The organism is Peribacillus sp. FSL R5-0717 (genome assembly GCF_038002945.1).
Taxonomy (GTDB): domain Bacteria; phylum Bacillota; class Bacilli; order Bacillales; family DSM-1321; genus Peribacillus; species Peribacillus frigoritolerans.
The window spans coordinates 593,695-614,541 of the sequence record NZ_JBBOOF010000001.1 but is presented as its reverse complement, the minus strand read 5'-3'; the positions used below and the strand labels follow the sequence as shown (position 1 = coordinate 614,541).

Annotated in this window: 19 protein-coding genes; 16 read left to right on the top strand and 3 right to left on the bottom strand. The window is 42.8% G+C overall.

The genetic code is table 11. The annotated features are described in order from the left end of the window. The 8 genes from scpA to NYE65_RS02975 all read left to right on the top strand — a co-directional run bounded on the left by scpA (position 1) and on the right by NYE65_RS02975 (position 8,826). The gene (scpA, locus tag NYE65_RS03010; protein ID WP_328176842.1) at positions 1 to 2,193 is read left to right on the top strand and encodes a methylmalonyl-CoA mutase; all 2,193 of its coding nucleotides are present in this window, start codon (positions 1 to 3) and stop codon (positions 2,191 to 2,193) included. After that, the gene (meaB, locus tag NYE65_RS03005; protein WP_241634522.1) at positions 2,193 to 3,326 is read left to right on the top strand and encodes a methylmalonyl Co-A mutase-associated GTPase MeaB; all 1,134 of its coding nucleotides are present in this window, start codon (positions 2,193 to 2,195) and stop codon (positions 3,324 to 3,326) included. The genes scpA and meaB overlap by 1 nt, the downstream gene beginning before the upstream one ends. 203 nt (positions 3,327 to 3,529) lie before the next feature. Next, positions 3,530 to 3,967 carry a BrxA/BrxB family bacilliredoxin gene (locus NYE65_RS03000; protein ID WP_034308239.1) on the top strand — a complete coding sequence of 146 codons (438 nt, stop codon included), beginning with the start codon at positions 3,530 to 3,532 and terminating at the stop codon, positions 3,965 to 3,967. Positions 3,968 to 4,802: 835 nt separating this feature from the next. Beyond that, positions 4,803 to 5,606 (top strand): transporter substrate-binding domain-containing protein, encoded by an 804-nt coding sequence (locus NYE65_RS02995; RefSeq protein WP_170946886.1) that lies wholly within the window; start codon positions 4,803 to 4,805, stop codon positions 5,604 to 5,606. Positions 5,607 to 5,725: 119 nt separating this feature from the next. Further along, entirely contained in the window at positions 5,726 to 6,385 is a 660-nt protein-coding gene (locus NYE65_RS02990; RefSeq protein WP_034311315.1) for an amino acid ABC transporter permease, read from the top strand. Continuing rightward, complete coding sequence (locus NYE65_RS02985; RefSeq protein WP_253513869.1) at positions 6,378 to 7,100, top strand: amino acid ABC transporter ATP-binding protein; 723 nt, start codon at positions 6,378 to 6,380, stop codon at positions 7,098 to 7,100. Before NYE65_RS02990 ends, NYE65_RS02985 begins: the two co-directional genes overlap by 8 nt. A gap of 190 nt (positions 7,101 to 7,290) precedes the next feature. After that, positions 7,291 to 8,280 (top strand): aromatic acid exporter family protein, encoded by a 990-nt coding sequence (locus NYE65_RS02980; RefSeq protein ID WP_328176839.1) that lies wholly within the window; start codon positions 7,291 to 7,293, stop codon positions 8,278 to 8,280. A gap of 30 nt (positions 8,281 to 8,310) precedes the next feature. Continuing rightward, a complete protein-coding gene (locus tag NYE65_RS02975; RefSeq protein ID WP_340859828.1) occupies positions 8,311 to 8,826 on the top strand; it encodes a L,D-transpeptidase in 516 nt (171 codons plus the stop codon). 37 nt (positions 8,827 to 8,863) lie between these two features. On the opposite strand, the gene prli42 is transcribed toward NYE65_RS02975, so the two are convergent. After that, positions 8,864 to 8,959: a stressosome-associated protein Prli42 gene (gene prli42, locus NYE65_RS02970; protein WP_149917150.1), complete on the bottom strand. Its 96-nt coding sequence runs from the start codon at positions 8,957 to 8,959 to the stop codon at positions 8,864 to 8,866. A 167-nt stretch (positions 8,960 to 9,126) separates the two neighbouring features. Between prli42 and mce the strand changes: the two genes are divergently transcribed. The 5 genes from mce (at position 9,127) to gndA (ending at position 15,310) form a co-directional block, all read left to right on the top strand. Continuing rightward, positions 9,127 to 9,552, top strand: a complete 426-nt coding sequence (gene mce / locus NYE65_RS02965) for a methylmalonyl-CoA epimerase (protein WP_340859827.1) — start codon at positions 9,127 to 9,129, stop codon at positions 9,550 to 9,552. Continuing rightward, positions 9,549 to 11,099: an acyl-CoA carboxylase subunit beta gene (locus tag NYE65_RS02960; RefSeq protein WP_063590658.1), complete on the top strand. Its 1,551-nt coding sequence runs from the start codon at positions 9,549 to 9,551 to the stop codon at positions 11,097 to 11,099. Before mce ends, NYE65_RS02960 begins: the two co-directional genes overlap by 4 nt. Before the next feature lie 187 nt (positions 11,100 to 11,286). Next, complete coding sequence (locus tag NYE65_RS02955) at positions 11,287 to 12,408, top strand: tripeptidase T (RefSeq protein ID WP_048678525.1); 1,122 nt, start codon at positions 11,287 to 11,289, stop codon at positions 12,406 to 12,408. Positions 12,409 to 12,581: 173 nt separating this feature from the next. Then, a complete protein-coding gene (locus tag NYE65_RS02950; protein WP_328176837.1) occupies positions 12,582 to 13,856 on the top strand; it encodes a DNA polymerase IV in 1,275 nt (424 codons plus the stop codon). A gap of 41 nt (positions 13,857 to 13,897) precedes the next feature. After that, positions 13,898 to 15,310: an NADP-dependent phosphogluconate dehydrogenase gene (gene gndA / locus NYE65_RS02945; protein ID WP_034308220.1), complete on the top strand. Its 1,413-nt coding sequence runs from the start codon at positions 13,898 to 13,900 to the stop codon at positions 15,308 to 15,310. Positions 15,311 to 15,404: 94 nt separating this feature from the next. Here gndA and NYE65_RS02940 read toward each other — a convergent pair whose 3' ends face one another. After that, on the bottom strand, positions 15,405 to 15,578 hold the full coding sequence (locus tag NYE65_RS02940) for a hypothetical protein (protein ID WP_034308217.1): 174 nt from the start codon (positions 15,576 to 15,578) through the stop codon (positions 15,405 to 15,407). A 499-nt stretch (positions 15,579 to 16,077) separates the two neighbouring features. Next, positions 16,078 to 17,574, bottom strand: coding sequence for a glucose-6-phosphate dehydrogenase (gene zwf, locus NYE65_RS02935; RefSeq protein ID WP_034308214.1), 1,497 nt, complete (start codon positions 17,572 to 17,574; stop codon positions 16,078 to 16,080). A 229-nt stretch (positions 17,575 to 17,803) separates the two neighbouring features. On the opposite strand from zwf, the gene rnz reads away from it, so the two are divergent. The 3 genes from rnz (at position 17,804) to NYE65_RS02920 (ending at position 20,830) form a co-directional block, all read left to right on the top strand. Continuing rightward, positions 17,804 to 18,745: a ribonuclease Z gene (gene rnz / locus NYE65_RS02930; protein WP_063590662.1), complete on the top strand. Its 942-nt coding sequence runs from the start codon at positions 17,804 to 17,806 to the stop codon at positions 18,743 to 18,745. A 63-nt stretch (positions 18,746 to 18,808) separates the two neighbouring features. After that, positions 18,809 to 19,627: a squalene/phytoene synthase family protein gene (locus NYE65_RS02925; protein WP_057278773.1), complete on the top strand. Its 819-nt coding sequence runs from the start codon at positions 18,809 to 18,811 to the stop codon at positions 19,625 to 19,627. 207 nt (positions 19,628 to 19,834) lie between these two features. Further along, the gene (locus NYE65_RS02920; protein WP_340859823.1) at positions 19,835 to 20,830 is read left to right on the top strand and encodes an ABC transporter substrate-binding protein; all 996 of its coding nucleotides are present in this window, start codon (positions 19,835 to 19,837) and stop codon (positions 20,828 to 20,830) included. The last annotated feature ends 17 nt before the right edge of the window (positions 20,831 to 20,847 follow it).

The window sequence follows — 20,847 nt, the reverse complement described above, 5'->3', positions numbered from 1 at the left end:
ATGAAAAAACCGAATTTTTCTGCTATAAATCCTGCTAAGTCCGAGATGAAAGGTACAGTGGAAGCATGGAAAAAGGAAGTCGAAAAGGCCGTTGGGAAAAACATTGAGGATCTTCTGTTTGAAACCAATGAACAAATAAAAATCAAACCGCTTTATGTTGAGGAAGATATTCGCGGCCTGGAGCATATGGAAAGTGTGCCAGGCATCGCTCCTTTTACAAGGGGTCCCTATCCTTCGATGTATGTCAATCGTCCTTGGACGGTACGGCAGTATGCAGGTTTTTCGACTGCTGAGGAATCCAATGCGTTTTACAGACGTAATCTGGCGATGGGGCAAAAAGGGCTCTCAGTTGCTTTTGATTTAGCTACACACCGCGGTTATGACTCCGATCATCCGCGCGTTGTCGGTGATGTGGGGAAGGCGGGAGTTGCCATTGATTCCATTCTTGACATGAAGATCCTGTTCGACGGCATTCCGCTTGATCAGATGTCCGTGTCAATGACAATGAACGGTGCAGTATTACCGATCCTTGCGTTTTATATCGTGACAGCTGAAGAACAAGGCGTAACACAGGAAAAGCTTTCAGGCACGATTCAAAATGACATCTTAAAGGAATACATGGTTAGGAATACGTATATCTACCCGCCTGAAATGTCCATGAAAATCATAGCTGATATCTTTGAGTATACTTCCAAATATATGCCCAAGTTCAATTCCATTTCCATCTCCGGTTATCATCTGCAAGAAGCGGGGGCGCCGGCTGATATCGAACTTGCCTATACGTTGGCGGATGGGCTTGAGTATGCACGTACCGGAATGAAAGCAGGCATTGATATCGATAAATTTGCACCACGCCTGTCATTCTTCTGGGCTGTAGGAATGAACTATTTCATGGAAGTAGCGAAAATGCGGGCGGCTCGTTTCATTTGGTCAAAACTGATGAAACAATTCGAACCGAAAAATAATAAAGCGATGGCATTGAGGACTCATTCCCAAACCTCCGGCTGGAGCCTTTCCGAGCAGGATCCGTTTAACAATGTCGCAAGGACCCTTATTGAAGCGCATGCGGCTGCACTTGGACATACACAGTCGCTCCATACGAACGCATTGGATGAGGCCATTGCCCTGCCAACGGATTTCTCGGCACGTATTGCACGTAATACACAGCTCTATCTGCAGGAGGAAACCGGAATCACAAAAGTAATCGATCCATGGGCAGGTTCTTACTATGTGGAATCGCTCACTAATGAATTGATCGAACGGGCTTGGGCTCACATAGAGGAAATCGAAGGTCTGGGAGGAATGGCGAAGGCAATTGAAACCGGCCTTCCAAAAATGAGGATCGAGGAAGCCGCTGCAAAGCGACAGGCTAAAATCGATTCTCAAGATGAAACGATCGTAGGCGTCAATAAGTATCGGTTGAAAAAAGAAGATCCGATTGAAATACTGGAGATTGACAATACAGCAGTTCGCGAAAGTCAGCTTAAGCGATTGAGCGAATTGAAAGCGAAACGTGATCAGGCAAAGGTGGATGAAGCTCTTAAAGCGCTTTCAATGGCGGCCAGAACTGGAGAGGGTAACCTTCTTGAACTGGCTGTGCAAGCAGCAAGAGTACGGGCTTCATTAGGTGAAATCTCCGATGCGATCGAAGAGGTGGCTGGACGTCACAAAGCAACGATCCGTTCTATCAGCGGTGTATACAGCTCGGCATACTCAAAAGAAGCGGAAATTGAGGAAGTCGTCCGCATGACGGAAGAATTCCTTGAAAATGAAGGAAGAAGACCGCGTTTGTTAATGGCTAAAATGGGCCAGGACGGTCATGATCGCGGAGCTAAAGTAGTCGGAACGGGGTTTGCGGATTTAGGCTATGATGTCGATATCGGTCCATTATTCCAAACACCGAAAGAAACCGCCATCCAGGCCGTGGAAAATGATGTGCATGTAGTCGGAATGAGTTCCCTAGCTGCCGGCCATAAAACATTGTTGCCGCAGCTTATGACGGAACTGAAGAACTTGGGACGAGAGGACATCATAGTGATCGTAGGCGGCGTCATCCCTGCACAGGATTATGATTATCTTATGGAAAATGGCGCTACAGCCATTTTTGGACCTGGGACGGTCATTCCGCAGGCAGCAAAGAAAGTGCTTCAGGAAATATACAATCGCCTCGGATATGAGGAAGTGGCCCAATAATGAGTGAAGACAAGAAGCCGGAATGGGTCGATCTTAACAATCAGGAAGGTTTTGCTTCTTCACTAAAGCCAGGTGTGGAATTAGCAGCCAGCCAAAACAAACCTTCAAAAAGCAAATTCGTCAAAAAACATAATGTAAACATACCGGTCCATGAACTTAAAGAGGGAATCATAAAAGGGGACAGGGCCAAGCTAGCCAAAGGGATTACATTGGTTGAAAGCAATGCATCCCACCATTTGGATCATGCACAGGAATTATTGCATAGCATCCTTCCTCATACAGGGAACTCAATGCGCATCGGGATTTCCGGAGTGCCCGGTGCCGGGAAAAGTACCTTCATCGAGACGTTCGGAACCTACTTATGTGACAGGGGCCATAAGGTTGCCGTTCTAGCCGTCGACCCAAGCTCTTCGGTCAATGGCGGAAGTATACTGGGCGATAAGACAAGGATGGAGGAACTGGCTAGAAACCCCCATGCCTTCATAAGACCCTCACCATCCGAAGGAACTCTGGGCGGGGTTCACCGCAAAACGAGGGAAACGATGTTGCTTTGTGAAGCGGCAGGTTTTGATGTGATACTGATAGAAACTGTCGGGGTCGGTCAGAGTGAAGCTATAGTTCGAAGTATGGTCGACTTCTTCATGCTCCTTGTCCTAACGGGTGCCGGAGATGAATTGCAAGGGATGAAAAAAGGGATTCTGGAACTTGTGGACGGAATTGTTGTCAATAAGGCCGACGGCGAGAACCTCCCCCTGGCGATTAGGACGAAATCCGAATATAGCAGAATCTTGCACTTCCTTCAGCCAGCCACAAAGGGTTGGGCAGGAAAGGCATATACTTGTTCCGCCATAACCGGTAAAGGAATTCCTGAACTTTGGGATGTATTGAATGAATTTTCCCAAATGACCAAGGAATCGGGTGTTTTTCAAGAACGGAGAAGAATGCAATCTAGGGAATGGCTTTATTCATTGATCGATCACCAGCTTAAAACGATGTTTTATAAAAATGAAACCGTCAAGAGTCTTCTCCCTATGCTCGAGAATCAAGTAATGTCAGGGAATAAAACGGTCACTGCTGCTGTTAAGCAGGCCTTTCAATCTTTTGCAGAAACATTTAAGTCTAATGAAAAATAAATGGGATGGGGCAGGCATGGATCATCTCCCACGCCTGCCCCATCCTTTTGTAAGTCTTGTTGTTACACACATGATTCCCGCTCCCCTTTCGTTTTAAACATGTTCGGAACGGATTATGCGGTTTTAACAAGTAAATTTATTGAATCACGAAGAGGCAATTGTTATGATAGGATTGAAGAGAAAACTTGGAAGGAGCAAATGCCATGAATATGGATTTTAATTTTTTAATGAACGACGTAGTCAAACAGGCTCGCGATGAGATTAAGACTGCTGGATATACAGAACTGACCACTCCCGAGGAGGTAGAGGAAGTATTTGCACAAAAAGGAACGACACTTGTTATGGTAAACTCCGTTTGTGGCTGCGCTGGGGGAATAGCTAGACCTGCAGCTGCTCATGCAATCCATAATGATAAACGCCCAGATCAGCTTGTAACCGTTTTTGCTGGGCAAGATAAAGAGGCGACGGAAAAAGCCCGTGATTATTTCGAAGGATATCCGCCGTCATCCCCATCATTTGCATTGCTGAAGGATGGAAAAATCATCACCATGATAGAACGCCATGAAATTGAAGGGCACCACCCGATGTCTGTAGTAGAAAAATTACAAGACTACTTCGATCAATATTGCGAAGAAGTTTAATCCATATCGATAAACTAAAAACCCGCCCAAATCGGCGGGTTTTAGTTTGTCGACAAAAAGAGATTCGGAATGGTCTCATCCTGAACAGGATCTTCAAACAAGGCTAGATCATCTTAGGTGGTTATTACTTTAAATCATAATTGGATTGCAGCGATTACGACAGCCCTCCCGGATAATTGGCTTTTATGCTCCTTTAGGTGCTTGCTTTAATGAGGCATTGGCAGACAGTCGGCGGAAAGGGAGCGGATTTCTGGAATCAACTGGAATGTAATTTTAAGAAAAAAACTGAGGCTGGACATCCCGAACCAAATTAAAGAACATGTGATCCTTCATGTTTTTTTATAGTAATCCTAACTGGATGGAAGAAATGAGCGACACTCCTGCCGAGTAACTGGCTAGCCGAGACCCCACAGGCGCTTGCGCTGAGGAGGCTTGGCAGACAGTCGGCGGAAAGGGAGCGGATTTCTGGAATCAATAGAAATACTTTTTTAAGAAAAAAACTATATGAAAACTGGCTTTTGTTCGAATTTTGTCTACAGTCTGAACCCGCCCAATCGGTGGGTTTTTTTATTCATGAAATTGCATAAGTCAGGAACTTTTGGGAAAGAAGATAGATATGGAGGCGGATATATTACCTTTGATGAGAAAGCACGAAGCCCAGATGATGAATTGTGGTAATATTCTGAAAAATGAATCTATTATTTACGTTATTGAATAATTATTAGAGTGTGTTAAAATACACATTAGTGTATGAATATTAGTTATTCGAAATTTAACTAACCTAATTTAATAACAAGAGAATTGAAAATATAATTTTGGAGGAATAATAATGAAGTTGAAAAAGCAGTTAGCATTGTTGCTTACTTCTATTTTATTAGTAGGTATTTTAGCGGCATGCGGAACATCAGAGAAAGAAGATAAGAACACAGCTGACAATGAAGACAAGAAGGTCCTGGTAATGGGAACATCTGCGGATTATCCGCCATTTGAATTTGTTGAAACATCTAAAAGTGATGAAATCCAAGGATTTGACATTGATATCGCTAAAGCAATCGGAAAAAAATTAGGTTATGAGGTCGAAGTGAAGGACATTGACTTTAATAGTCTTGTGCCTGCCCTGGAAAATAAATCTGTCGATTTCGTTATCTCCGGAATGACTCCAACAGAAAAACGTGAGCAATCAGTCGATTTCAGTGATATTTACTATACAGCTAAAAACATGATCATCACGACAAAGGACAGTAAAATCAAAACTGTTGAAGATTTAAAAGGGAAAACGGTAGGCGTACAGCTTGCATCCATTCAGGAGACATTGGCAAATGACTTGAATAAATCCCAAGATATCGGGATGAAAGTTGAAAAACGGAATCGTATTCCTGAGGTTGTTCAAGAAATGTCAACAGGACGTTTTGACGCCGTGATCATGGAAGATACTGTTGCAAAAGGCTACTTGAAAGATAATAAAGAATTGGTTGGCCATTTGATCAAGTCTGGTGATCAAGATGCCGGTTCGGCAATCGCTTTCCAAAAAGGAAGCAAGTTAACTGAAGAATTCAATGCCGAGTTGAAAAAAATGATGGAAAATGGTGAAATGGAAAAATTAATATTAAAATGGTTCGGTGGCAGTGAAACTGAATAAAACAGAGAGATGAAAAGCGTTCAGAATGCCTTCTGAACGTTTTTCCGCGCTTTATTGTTAATAAAATGAAGCAGGAGGAAGGCCCAAGATAACGGCCTTCATAAGAGAGGATGAATGGAGTGAATCTGGAATTTGAAAGGATTATGCCTTCCCTTCCATATATCCTGGAGGGAATACCGACTACATTAAAGGTTGTAGCGGTAGCGGCAGTAATCGGATTTGTTTTGGGAATATTATTATCTATACTTAAAATCAGCAGAATCAAGCCATTGAATTGGATTGCTGACTTTTATACATCCATTTTTCGCGGTACCCCTTTGGTGCTGCAATTAATGCTGATTTATTTTGGTTCACCACAAATATTAGGGATTCAAATCGAAGCGTTCCAAGCAGCATTTTTAGCATTCGGGCTAAATTCAGCTGCATATATCTCTGAAATTATCAGGGGAGGCATTTTAGCGGTCGATAAAGGCCAACGAGAGGCTGCACTTGCACTTGGGGTTCCCTATTCAGGGATGATGCTTAATATTATCCTTCCGCAGGCCATCAAGAACATCCTGCCATCCCTTGTTAACGAATTGATTTCCTTAACGAAGGAATCAGCCGTTGTCACAATTATTGGATTAGGGGATATCATGCGCCGTGCTTATATTGTCGGCGGTGAGACATATAAATTCTTCGAGCCGATTTTATTTGCCGGTCTCATTTATTATGTGATGGTCATGATTCTCACCATCTTAGGCAAAGTGATTGAAAGGAGAATGAGACGCAGTGATTAAAATTGATGGACTCAAAAAAAATTATGGTAAGCTCGAGGTTTTAAAGGGAATCAGCACCGAGATAGGACAGGGTGAAGTGGTAGCGATCATCGGTCCATCCGGTTCGGGAAAATCAACTTTCTTGCGCTGCATCAATATGCTTGAAACTCCAACTGATGGTCAAATCATGTTTAAAGATCAAATCATCACTGATAAAAAGACCAATATCATGAAAGTGCGTGAAAATGTCGGAATGGTATTTCAGCATTTTCATTTATTTCCACATAAAACCGTACTGGAGAATCTGATATATGCACCTATGAAGGTGAAAAAATTATCAAAGGCCGAGGCTGTAAAACAAGCTCGTGAGCTCTTGACTAAAGTCGGTTTGGCCGATAAAGAATCGACTTATCCGAATCGTCTGTCAGGCGGACAAAAACAAAGGGTCGCGATTGCACGGGCATTGGCAATGAACCCGGAAGTAATGCTTTTCGATGAGCCGACTTCAGCGCTTGACCCCGAGATGGTAAAAGAAGTGCTCGAGGTTATGAAGTCACTGGCACATACGGGGATGACCATGCTGATTGTAACGCATGAAATGGGCTTCGCCAAAGAAGTGGCCGATCGAGTACTATTCCTGGACGGGGGTCTGCTCGTTGAGGAAAGTGCTCCGGAAGATTTCTTTTCCAATCCGAAAAGCCAGCGTGCAAAAGACTTCTTGGAAAAAGTTTTATAAGCTAAAGCAAATAGTATATAATTGTGAAAAAAGGTAACGTTTAGTTACCTTTTTTATTTTTTTCCTATAATGTATTTTTGCGTGCATGTATTTAGAAAAATTGGAAATTTAACTCGCAAAGGACTGTAAAAATTTCTGATTTCCTGATAGTATTATAATAGATGGAGAAAGAGCCAGGTGATACATAACAATGTTTAAAATCGGATACAGGACGATTAAAACTGCTTTGGGGGCCACCCTGGCAATTATTATTGCACAAATGCTTAGTCTCGAATATTTCTCTGCCGCGGGAATCATTACGATCTTATGCATCCAAGTTACAAAAAAAAAGTCGGTGTATGCCTCCTGGCACCGGTTTTTAGCTTGTTTGATCGCAATGGCCTATGCATCCCTATTATTTCAGTTCATCGCATTCCATCCGCTGATAATAGGTTTGATTCTCTTGATTTTCATTCCAACGGCAGTTGCCTTGAAGATTAATGAGGGGATCGTGACGAGCAGCGTCATCATCATGCACCTATATGGGTCCGGTAACATCACTTTTTCCCTGCTGATCAATGAAACGATATTAATTGCAGTTGGAGTTGGAGTGGCACTTGTCATGAATCTGTACATGCCCAGTGTCGATGACAAACTGCTGGCCTATCAGGAAAGTATCGAAACGAACTTCAGTGCGATCTTGATGGGAATTGTCCGCTATTTGAGGGATAATGATCACACATGGGATGGTAAGGAAATCACCGAAACAGCCAACCTTCTTAATCAAGCCAAGAGCCTTGCCTTCAGGGACGTGGAAAATCATTTCTTAAGGGAAGAAGACCTGTATTACCATTATTTCAAAATGCGTGAAAAGCAATTTGAAATAATTGAACGAATTCTTCCCCTGGTCACGAATATTCCGTTGGTCGTCAAGCAAAGCGGGATTGTGGCTGATTTTATAGAAGATTTGGCAGAAAACGTCCACCCACAAAATACGGCCATCCTTTATCTGAAGAAGCTTGAAGAAATGGAGATCCATTTTAGGGGAATGGCACTGCCGCATACACGTGAAGAGTTCGAATCCAGGGCTGCATTACTGCAGCTCATGAAGGAAATGGAGCGCTATTTATTGTTGAAGCATTCCTTCAAGGGATTACCCAAGCTGACCGGCAACCGAATGAAAAAGAGGCACTTGGCTTAAACTAAGCTAAAAAGTAAAGGAATGATACAAATGAAATGGATCCTTTCTTTGTTGCTTATGCTATCTTTGTGGCCGTTACAGGTACAGGCCCAGCCTCAATCGGTTAAGCCTGGCGATCCGTTTATCATCATCAATAAAGCCAACAATAAATTGGCGTTCATTGATGATAACGAGGTCAAGGAGATTCTGCCGGTCGGTACGGGAAAGAGTCAGGAACTGACACCTGAAGGGATCTTCACGGTCAAAGTAAAAGCGGTCAATCCATATTACCGGAAAAAGAATATTCCTGGCGGTGATCCCAGGAACCCTTTGGGGTCGCGGTGGATTGGATTCGATGCCCGAAATACCGATGGGAGGATATACGGCATACATGGTACGAATCAGCCATCATCGATTGGTGAATATATTTCAAATGGCTGTGTACGGATGCATAAATCCGATGTGGAGCGTTTGTACGAAAAAGTCCCCATCGGCACTAAGGCGTTGATCACCCTATCGAACGAGGATTTCAAAACGCTGGCTAAGAAAAACGGAGCGATAAAATAAAGAGAGGGAAGCTTTTTGCTCCCCTCCCCGGTGTCTATTACAAAAGAAATGCGATACCTGATAATAAGCTCGTTAATAACATTGAGATAAGCATTAAATACACGACGATTTTTCTGATTTTCCTGTTTCCCATATGCTCTCTCCCTTTATACAGTTTGATTGATTTTATTTTAACTTGAACATTTAGTAGAAACAAGTAAAAGTATAATGTTCATATTATTCCGAATCTTAAAAGGCTTTAATGCAAGATTAGTAGTATTTTAATGGAGTCATCCAATAATACATAGCATGGGGGTTTTTATGATGATTAAAAATATCGATCATATCGGTATTGCCGTCAAGTCACTAGATGAAGCCTTGCCGCTTTACACGGAAACGTTGAAGTTGAAACTTGAAGGAATCGAGACAGTGGAGAGCCAAGGAGTGAAAGTGGCCTTCATCCTGGCAGGCAATACCCGTTTGGAACTGTTGGAAGCGTTGTCACCTGCAAGCCCAATCGCCAAATTCATCGAAAAACGCGGTGAAGGGATTCATCATGTGGCACTGGGCGTCGATAACATCGAAGATAGAATAAAAGAAATCAAAGAAGCTGGATTGCGCATGATTGATGATTCATCAAGAAAGGGAGCGCACAATGCGGATGTTGCTTTCGTTCATCCAAAGTCTACCGCGGGAGTATTATATGAGCTTTGTGAACAAGCATTATCAAAGGAGGAGCAGAAATGACAGACATTTATGATACGATCAATGACCTATATGACAGACGCCGAAAAGTGGAAATGGGCGGCGGTGAAGAAAGAATCGATAAGCAGCATGAAAAGGGCAAACTTACGGCAAGGGAAAGAATTGAACTTCTAGTTGATCCAGGTACTTTCATCGAGCTTAATCCTTTTATCAAACACCGTAATACCAATTTCGGCATGGAAAAGGAAGAAGGGCCGGGAGAAGGGGTTGTCACCGGTTATGGAAAGGTCAACGGCCGCGACATTTATCTGTTTTCACAGGATTTTACTGTTTTTGGCGGTGCACTCGGTGAAATGCATGCCCTAAAAATTGCTAATGTTATGGATTTGGCAGCGGAAAATGGAGCCCCTTTCATCGGTTTAAACGATTCTGGTGGGGCGCGAATTCAAGAAGGCGTAGTTTCGCTTGACGGATATGGCCAAATATTTTACCGGAATTCCATATATTCAGGGGTCATTCCACAGATTTCGGTTATTATGGGACCTTGTGCAGGCGGAGCCGTATATTCCCCAGCCATTACCGACTTTGTCTTCATGGTTGAAAAAACGAGCCAAATGTTCATAACAGGTCCTAAAGTCATTGAAACGGTTACAGGTGAAAAGATTTCATCCGAAGGATTGGGCGGAGCGGCTGTACATAATACCATAAGCGGTAATGCCCATTTCAAAGGAGCATCTGAGGAGCAAGTTTTGGCTGACGTTAGACGTCTCTTGAGCTATCTTCCACAAAATAATGAAGAGAAGCCGCCGGTTTTGGAAGCGGATGAGGGAGATGACTACCGGCCGGACTTAACGGATGTAGTCCCTTATGAAGGGATCCGGCCATATGATGTTCGGAAAGTATTGGAGCAGGTTGTCGATGAGGATTCCTTTATGGAAGTGCAAGAGGGCTTTGCGAAAAACATAGTGGTCGGCTTGGCGCGGATCAAAGGGAAATCAGTGGGGCTTGTCTGTAACCAGCCAAAGGTATTGGCAGGGGGACTTGATATAGATTCATCAGATAAAGCTGCCCGTTTTATTCGTTTTTGTGACTCGTTTAACATTCCGCTTATTACGTTTGAAGACGTTTCAGGGTTTTTCCCCGGCGTTAAACAAGAACATGGCGGAATCATTCGCCACGGTGCAAAGCTGCTATATGCTTATTCGGAAGCAACAGTACCTAAATTGACGATCATTCTGCGAAAAGCATACGGAGGAGCTTATGTGGCTCTTAATAGTAAATCCATCGGTGCGGATCTTACGTTTGCATGGCCGAATGCTGAAATCGCTGTAATGGGTTCTGCTGGAGCGGCAAATATCATTTTTGCGCGTGAAATTCAAAATAGCCAAGATCCGGAAGCGACACGAGCAGCTAAAATTGAAGAATACCGTGAGAAGTTCGCCAATCCATATGTCGCCGCAAGTCTTGGGATGGTGGATGATGTTATCGATCCCCGTGAAACCAGGATTAAGATCATTCAATCTCTTGATATGCTACGCAACAAAAAAGAAACTCGACCATGGAAAAAACACGGTAATATCCCGTTGTGATCAATCTTTGCAAGGAGCCCTAACGATCTGTTTTGGGCTCTTTTCCATACGGGGGAAGATATCATTTTGAAATAAGTCATCATTCACTTTTTAAAACGGTCTTAGGACCAGCATGCCACATTATTTGCCGGGGCGCCGCTTTTAGAAGTATAATTGAAGAGGAAAACTTTTTTGGAGGTTTTATTTTATGATTAATGAAGAACGTTTAGTTAATGAATTTATGGAATTGGTGCAGATCGATTCCGAAACAAAAAATGAAGCAGCCATCGCCAAAGTGCTGAAAGAAAAATTCGGGGCACTGGGTGTAGAAGTTTTTGAAGATGATACAACAGCAGTCACCGGTCATGGTGCAGGGAATTTAGTATGTACTTTAAAAGGAACGAAAGAAGGCGTAGATACCATTTATTTCACCTCCCATATGGATACGGTTGTACCGGGTAATGGAATCAAGCCTTCCATCAAAGATGGATACATAGTGTCAGACGGAACGACCATTTTAGGGGCGGATGACAAAGCTGGATTAGCGGTCATGTTAGAAACGCTTAAAGTGTTGAAAGAACAGAATATCGAACATGGTACCATCGAATTCATCATTACAGTCGGTGAAGAATCTGGCTTGGTAGGGGCAAAGGCATTGGATCGCTCCCTTGTAACGGCTAAATTCGGTTTTGCACTTGATAGTGATGGAAAAGTGGGCAATGTGGTTGTTGCTGCACCTACTCAGGCGAAAGTGTCCGCAACCATTTTAGGCAAGACTGCTCACGCTGGTGTCGCTCCAGAGAAAGGCGTTTCGGCCATTACGATCGCTGCCAAAGCAATCTCTAGAATGCCATTAGGCAGAATCGACGAAGAAACGACAGCCAATATCGGACGTTTCCAGGGGGGACAGCAAACCAATATTGTTTGTGACCATGTTGAAATCCTTGCAGAAGCAAGATCCTTGATCCCTGAAAAAATGGAAATACAGGTAGCGAAAATGAAAGAGGCTTTCGAGACTGCAGCCATTGAAATGGGCGGACGTGCTGAAGTTGAAGTTACCGTCATGTATCCTGGTTTTAAATATGGTGCTGGTGACCATGTTGTCGAAATCGCAAGAAAGGCAGCAGAGAAAATCGGCCGTCCATGCGAGCTGGTTAAAAGCGGCGGTGGAAGCGATGCAAATGTCATTGCAGGCTTTGGCATCCCTACTGTCAATCTCGCAGTGGGCTATGAAGATATCCATACTACGAATGAAAGAATTCCAGTTGAGGAATTAACGAAGCTAGCTGAAATGGTCATCACTATCATCAAAGAAGTTTCAGGGGAATAATCACCCATAATAGGTCAAGATGTTCAAAGTATTGAAGGATATATGTACAGTCATCAATGATATGATGGCTGTTTTTCTTGGAGTGGAAGCATCTTTCAGCGTGGTTACCAAAGATAAAAAGGGATACTTTAATAGAAATGTTTTTTATTTTTACAAGGATGTGACGGTCAAACATGAAGGACATGTATCCCAAAAATGGCAGGGTCATTCTCCATGTAGACATGAATAGTTTCTATGCTTCAGTGGAAATGTCATATGATGTTTCATTGAAAGGCAAACCGCTTGCCATTGCAGGCAATGTTGAAGAGAGAAGGGGCATAATCGTCACCTGCAGCTATGAGGCGAGGAAGTTCGGGGTTAAAACGACCATGCCGATTTGGCAGGCGAAAAAATTATGTCCTCAATTAGTCATTCAGAAACCGAATTTCGAGCGCTATCGAAAGGCATCACTGGCTATTTTTGATGTTTTGAGGCAATATACAGAGATGGTTGAACCGGTTTCGATTGATGAGGGGTATCTGGATATCAGTGAATGCGCCGAATTGGGTTCGCCTTTAGATATAGCCAATAGCATTCAGGAAAGAATTTTTAATACGATGGATCTCCCTTGCAGTATCGGGATTGCCCCTAATAAATTTTTGGCCAAAACGGCTTCTGATATGAAGAAACCTATGGGGATCACCGTGTTAAGGAAACGGGACATTCCGGAAAAGCTCTGGCCTTTACAAGTGGGCGAAATGCATGGCATCGGGGATAAGACATCGGAAAAGCTTCAAACTATCGGGATCATGACGATCAGGGACCTTGCACACGCCAATGATAGTCAACTTAAACAGCTTCTTGGGATCAATGGCATCCGTTTGAAAGATAGGGCTAATGGAATTGACCCAAGGGTAGTGGATCCCGAAGCGATTTTTGAGCATAAGAGCATCGGGAACTCGACAACTCTTCCGCATGACTCCGCCAATCAAAAAGAATTGATCGGTGTATTGGAAAAGCTTTCCGGGAAAGTTGCCGTCCGCTTGAGAAATAAACGCCTCCTTGGTCAAAAAATAGGTGTGACGATCCGTTACAAAGACCGCCGGACAATTACGAGAAGCAGGATGGTTCCTAATCCAGTTTTTGAAAAAAAGGATATTTTGGATGAAGCTATCGATCTCTTCATGAAAAATTGGAATGGGGAAGGAATCAGGCTTCTTGGTGTTACAGCCTATGATGTCATCGAAAAAGAGTCGGCCTTCAAGCAACTGGATATTTTTTCCTTTCAAGAGGATGCAGAAAAAGAACCTCTGTATGATGCGATGGAACACTTGCAAAATAAGTACGGAGAAAATATTATTAAAAAGGGATTACCCTTGAAAAAACGTTCAATAGGAACAGACACTAGCTTCAGCAAAGATTTCTTTGAGCAATCCAGGAGGAATGATCCTTCTTTTGACAAAGAATAGCGTACAAGCTGTGTAAAGATAGAGAGAAGGGAAGATGAATCATGACAAAACAGCAGATTGGCGTTATCGGACTAGCCGTAATGGGCAAGAACCTTGCATTTAATATTGAAAGCAGGGGATATTCAATTTCCGTATTTAATCGCTCAGGATCAAAAACGGACGAGATGATGAAGGAAGCGGAAGGCAAAAACGTAACAGCCGCTTATACGCTTGAAGAATTCGTCAATTCTTTGGAAACACCACGAAAGATTTTATTGATGGTTAAAGCCGGAGCGGCAACGGATGCAACAATCGAGCAATTAAAACCGTTGCTTGAAAAAGGTGATATCGTTATTGATGGAGGGAATACCTTCTTCAAGGACACTCAGCGCCGCAATGAGGAGTTAAGCAAGCTTGGCATCCATTTCATCGGTACAGGCGTGTCAGGTGGGGAAGAAGGAGCTCTAACAGGTCCTTCCATCATGCCTGGAGGTCAAAAAGAAGCATATGAACTTGTTGCACCGATTTTGAAAGATATTTCAGCTAAGGTCGATGGTGATGCTTGCTGCACGTATATCGGACCGGATGGGGCAGGTCATTATGTTAAAATGGTACATAATGGTATTGAATACGGGGACATGCAATTGATTTCCGAATCTTATTTCCTTCTGAAAAATCTCCTTGGACTATCTGCTGAAGAATTCCATGAAGTCTTTACTGAATGGAATGAAGGGGAACTTGATAGCTATTTAATAGAAATTACTGCTGATATTTTTAAAAAATATGATGAAGAAACCGGCAAGCCGATGGTCGATGTCATTTTAGATAAAGCTGGCCAAAAAGGTACAGGTAAATGGACAAGTCAAAGTGCGCTTGATCTTGGTGTTCCGCTTCCAATCATTACGGAATCCGTGTTTGCCCGGTTTATTTCAGCAATCAAGGACGAGCGTGTCGAAGCGAGTAAAATCCTTCGTGGTCCAAAAACCGATTCATTTACAGGCGACAAAAAGGCTTTGATTGAAAGTATCCGAAAAGCACTTTATATGAGCAAAATCTGTTCATATGCACAAGGATTTGCACAAATGAAAGCAGCATCAGAAGAAAATGGCTGGAACTTGCAATATGGGGAAATCGCGATGATTTTCCGTGGCGGCTGTATCATTCGTGCACAATTCCTCCAAAAAATCAAGGAAGCGTACGATCGTGAAGCGAACTTGAACAATCTTCTTCTAGATCCTTACTTCCAAGGGATCGTCGAAAGTTACCAAGGAGCTTTACGTGAGGTAGTATCAACGGCTGTAATGAACGGAATCCCGGTTCCTTGCTTGTCATCGGCACTTGCCTATTTCGACAGCTATCGTACAGAAACACTGCCAGCTAACCTGATTCAAGCTCAGCGTGACTATTTTGGAGCTCATACTTACCAACGCATTGATAAAGAAGGAACGTTCCATACCGAATGGATGGAAAAATAAAAAGTTCAAGCCAGGCTTAAAGGGAATCCCCCTTAAGCCGGCTTTTTTGTTTCATCATGTAAAAAGGGGGAGCTTGGCGGCCCCCCTTTTAATACTATCTCCGATGCTCTACAAGGTCAATGACCCCTAATACAACATGTGCCAAACCGAAACCAAAAACCGTATTAGCTACCATTTTGTTTGAACCCCGGGTCTGCTTCATTGCATAACCCGCAGCTGTCACGGCTGTGCCCAACGCTGTTGGAATTAATCCTTCACGAATGTCCATCGTTTAATCCCTCCACATCGAAGTTAGCGGTACTGTCACTAAGCACCTTTTTTAGTGTATCCTCAGCAAAGGCTTACCATTCTTTATAGATAAGGGTAAAAATGGTAAAAACGAACTAGTTGTAAATAGTTCCAATTAATTTACCTTTTTTAGGGAAATCGTAGTATGATGTATGACATTCATTCCTGCTTTTTTTAGGTTTAAACACCTGTGGAAAAAGGAATACAAACATTGAAAGAGATGGGCGAACCGTAGGATACAGTAGGTAGGCAGGAAGAGAGAAGGAGCGGAGGACTTTATGTTCATCATCTGGTGGGCTGTAGCCATTTTTTTATTTTTCATTGCCTTAGAATCCGGTGTTTCATTTTGGCTTAATTTAGAAAAGGAAGGAATGTCCAAGTCCAAGGAAATGTTTCATATTATCCGGAATAAATTGCTTAGGAAGAGTGTTTCATGATGAAGAAGGGATGCAGATTCAAATCTGCATCCCTTTTTCATTTCAATCATTATTTTCGTTTTTCTTGACTTGCCACCAAATATGTCCATCTTCCGCCAGGAGTTCATCGGATGCAAGTGGACCTGTTGATCCCGCTTCATAGTTAGGGAAAGACTCGTCTTTAGTATTTTCCCATGCATTGGAAATGGTATCGACGAACTTCCATGAGAGGGCAACCTCGTCCCAGTGCGTAAAGTTTGTAGCATCCCCGCGCATGCTGTCAAACAATAGCTTTTCATATGCCTCGGGAGAATTGATGTGTTCGATCCCTTTGTTCGAGACGGTCAGCTTCATTGGCTTTGTATTGGATGTCGTCCCGGATTTCTTGACATTTAAGTACAATGTGATACCTTCGTCAGGCTGGATATTGATGACGAGAAGATTCGGATTCAGCGTTTCTTCCGTTTTATAATACAGATTCATTGGGATATCTTTGAATTGAACAACGATATTCGTTGATTTGACATCCATTCTCTTACCGGTACGGATATAAAAAGGAACACCGGCCCAACGGAAGTTATCAATCATCAATTTACCCGCAACATAGGTCTCTGTGTTGGATTCGGGATTTACATTATGTTCATTTCGGTAGGCTGGAAGCATTTGACCGTCTATCGTTCCTTCACCATACTGGCCACGAACGAAGTATTGGTTGACTTCGTCGACCTTCATTGGTCGAAGTGAACGCAATGCCCGTACTTTTTCGCTTCGAATCTCTTCAGTCGTCAAAGCGATCGGGGGTTCCATTGCAAGCAAGGCCACCATTTGCAGCAGGTGGTTTTGGACCATATCCCTTAGGGCACCGCTGGTTTCATAATAACGCCCGCGTTCTTCAACGCCGAGTGTTTCGCTTGAAGTAACCTGGATATTGGATATATATCTGTTATTCCATAGCGGCTCGAAAAGGGCATTGGAAAAACGGATGACCTCGATATTTTGTACCATTTCTTTACCTAAATAATGATCGATGCGGTAAATTTCATCTTCAGCGAATGCAGTCCGAATCTGCTCATTCAATTGTTGTGCTGTTTCAAAACTGTGTCCAAATGGCTTCTCGATGACCAGGCGTTTATATCCATCCGTGTCACTCAGGCCTTGAGCTTTAATCTGTTCGGCAATCGTTCCAAAAAACTCAGGTGCCATCGCCAAATAGAAGATCCTGTTTCCTTCTAATTGATATTGTCCGTCTAATTGTTCGGCAATGTCTTTTAATTGCAAGTATGATTCCGAACTTGAGACGTCATGGGAGTGATAATGGAAATGGGAAATGAATTCATCGACCTTTTCTTCCGCATGTCCGAACGTAAGAATCGAGTCCTTGACACTTGTTTGGAACTCCTCGTTCGTCAATGGCCTCCTTGCCACACCGACGACCGCGAACTTATTGATTTTCTCTTTTTGAAATAGTCGATATATGGAAGGAAACAATTTCCTTTTCGCTAAATCTCCGGTAGCACCAAAAATCATGATCAATGCTGTGGGTTTATTGTTTTCTGTCATGTTAAAACCTCAACTTTCCGTTAAATCTGTCTATAAAGTTGGAATTCCCGTATGTGTACCAACTTCTAATTTTACGTTTAGCTTTCCCTCAAAGCAATCAATTTGCGCATTTTTTCTCAGATTTCATTAAAAGTTTAATTTGGTTTCGGTTTTAATGGGTCATAAATGAAAGAGCACCTTGGTTATGCTATAGTTAAGGCATAAAGTATTTGCAACGGAGGTAGTATGAGTGGATTTCGTTTTATTGGGTACAGGCGCTGGCGTTCCGGCCAAAGCGCGGAATGTGACATCAATCGCCCTTCAATTATTGGAAGAACGAGGGACTATTTGGTTGTTCGATTGTGGGGAAGCAACACAGCATCAAATATTAAAAACGGCGGTCAAACCGCGAAAGGTTGAAAAGATCTTCATTACCCATTTACATGGTGACCACATCTTCGGACTGCCTGGTTTTTTAAGCAGCAGATCTTTTCAGGGCGGAGTGGATAAATTGACCGTATATGGTCCACAAGGCATAGATTCATTCATTAAGACTAGCTTACAGGTGAGTGGGACTCATTTAAAATATCCCTTGGAAATCATCGAAATTGAAGAAGGCACAGTGTTTGAGGACGAACAATTCACAGTGACGGCCAAGTCGCTTGATCATGGCATTTACAGCATCGGTTATAGGATTGTGGAAAAAGATCGTCCGGGTAGCCTGCTGGTCGACCGGCTGCGTTCCGAAGGTGTGAAGCCGGGGCCTCTTTTTAAAGCATTGAAAAATGGACAAACGGTCTGTCTCGATGATGGCCGTGTCATAAATGGGAAGGACTATATCAGTACTCCGAAAAAAGGCCGGATCATCACGATTCTTGGTGATACAAGAATGTGCAGCAATGCGCTCATTCTTGCTGAATCGGCGGATTACCTTGTTCATGAAGCTACATTTTCAGCGGAAGAATCTGAAATGGCATCAGCCTATTATCATTCGACCACCGTTCAGGCAGCAGAAACGGCCTTGAAAGCGGGAGCTAAGCATCTAATCCTTACACATATCAGCTCACGGTATACTCCAGAGGATGCTGAGAGGCTAAAAGAGGAAAGCAAAGCAATCTTTGCAAATACGATCATGGGTGAAGATCTTATGGCGATTAAAGTTCCTTTGTATTCAGAGGAATCGGACAGCTGAAATCAAAGCCAATGTTTGATATAATTAATCAATTGTTCATTGGATATTTAAAGGAGTGTAAATATGACTGACAAAAGTGACCTACATACTAAAGCAATGGATTTTCTCCTAAAAACAAGCCGGACTTTTTTCATTCCAATCAGTTATCTTCCAAAGGGATTACAAGAGGGTATTGGAGCTGCATACCTTTGCATGCGCGCCATCGATGAGATCGAGGACCACCCAAGTCTTCCTGCAGATAGTAAGGTTTCTTTGTTACAGGCCCTTAGTGAGCTGCCGGATGCGGATTTCAAGGAAGAGAATCTTCAAAAGTTATTTGAACCATATAAGGATGAACTGCCCGAGGTGACCCTGTTTCTTTCGGACTGGGTTGAATTTTGTCCACCCGGTGCAAAAGATAAAGTCTTGGAGTCAACAAAGGAAATGGCCGAAGGCATGGCAAAATGGGTTATTAAGGACTGGCAAATCCATAATGAAGAGGAACTCGATGATTACACTTATTATGTTGCAGGTTTAGTGGGGGTCATGCTGTCTGATATGTGGAACTGGTACGATGGAACCGAAACGGACCGTGAACTTGCCATCGCATTTGGCCGTGGACTCCAAACGGTCAATATCTTGCGTAACCGCGAGGAAGATGCAGAACGTGGTGTGAACTTTTATCCGGATGGCTGGGGTTTCGACGAGATGCTTGCCCATACGGAGCGTAATCTTGCATTAGCCGATGCGTACATTGAAGAGATTGAAACGAAGGACATCATCCAATTCTGTAAAATACCTTTGGAATTGGCAAAAGCTACATTGAAAGCCTTAAAAGAAGGTAAAGAAAAAATTGATCGGGCTACCGTTACCGAAATTGTCAGCCAGGTTGTCGAACATTGATTTTTCAAAAAGCTGCTGTGAAAGTTACCATACCTTTCACAGCAGCTTTTTTCATGTTTTACATACGGAACTCAAAAAATTCTAAAAAGTTAAAAAATATATTGGAATAATTGGGACTAAACGATTATAATTTAGGAAATAAAAGCGAAAAAAGCTGGCGTCGTTAGAAAAACATTATTTTAAATAAGGAAAAAGCGGGGGGAAAATATGAAAAAGAAATTATATTCAACTGCAGCCATGACATTGGTCGCAGGTTTATTATTGGCTGGGTGTGGAAATGAAAAGGAAAAAAATGCGGCAAAGGATGAAAGCGGAAAGGATACCTTCAACATTGGGGTAACACAAATCGTTCAGCATGATTCCCTGGATCAAGCATATGAAGGCTTCCAGGCGGCATTGAAGGATAGTGACATCAATGCAAAATATGATCTTCAAATTGCTCAGGGTGACCAAAACAACAGCCAAACGATTGCCAATAACTTCGTTGGGGATAAAGTGGATCTGATATTTGCGAATTCGACTCCTAGTGCTCTAAGTGCTTTAAATGCGACCAAGGATATTCCGATCGTCTTTACATCGGTTACCGATCCTGTAGCGGGGGAGCTTGTCACTTCTTTGGAAAAACCAGGCGGAAATGTGACGGGTACGACGGATTCCCATCCTGAAGCCATTGCAAAGTCAATGAAATTTCTAGCGGAAGAGCTTGGCGCCAAAACGATTGGAACGGTTTATAACACAGGGGAGCAAAATTCAGTCGTCCAAATAAAAAATGTGAAGGCGGAAGCGAAAAAAGCTGGATTGAAAGTCGTGGAAGCGTCCGTCTCGACTTCAGCGGATGTTAAACAGGCAACGGAATCATTAATCGGAAAAGCGGATGCTTTCTATATCATTACTGATAATACAGTTGTTTCTGCACTGGAATCGGTCATTTCCGTGGCAAATGATCAAGATATCCCCTTATTTGTCGGCGAGCTTGATTCCGTGAATGCTGGCGGTTTTGCAGCATATGGCTTCAGTTACTATGATATCGGTTATGAAGCGGGGCAAAAAGCGGTTGAAATCCTGAAGGAGGGAAAAAAACCTGGAGATATCCCGGTTCAATATCCACAAAAACTGAAATTGGTCATCAATGAAAAAGCAGCAAAAGATATGGGTGTTGAAATAAAAGAAGAATGGAAAGCAGATGCTGAGTTTGTAAAATAAACTCTGCTTTTGTTCGG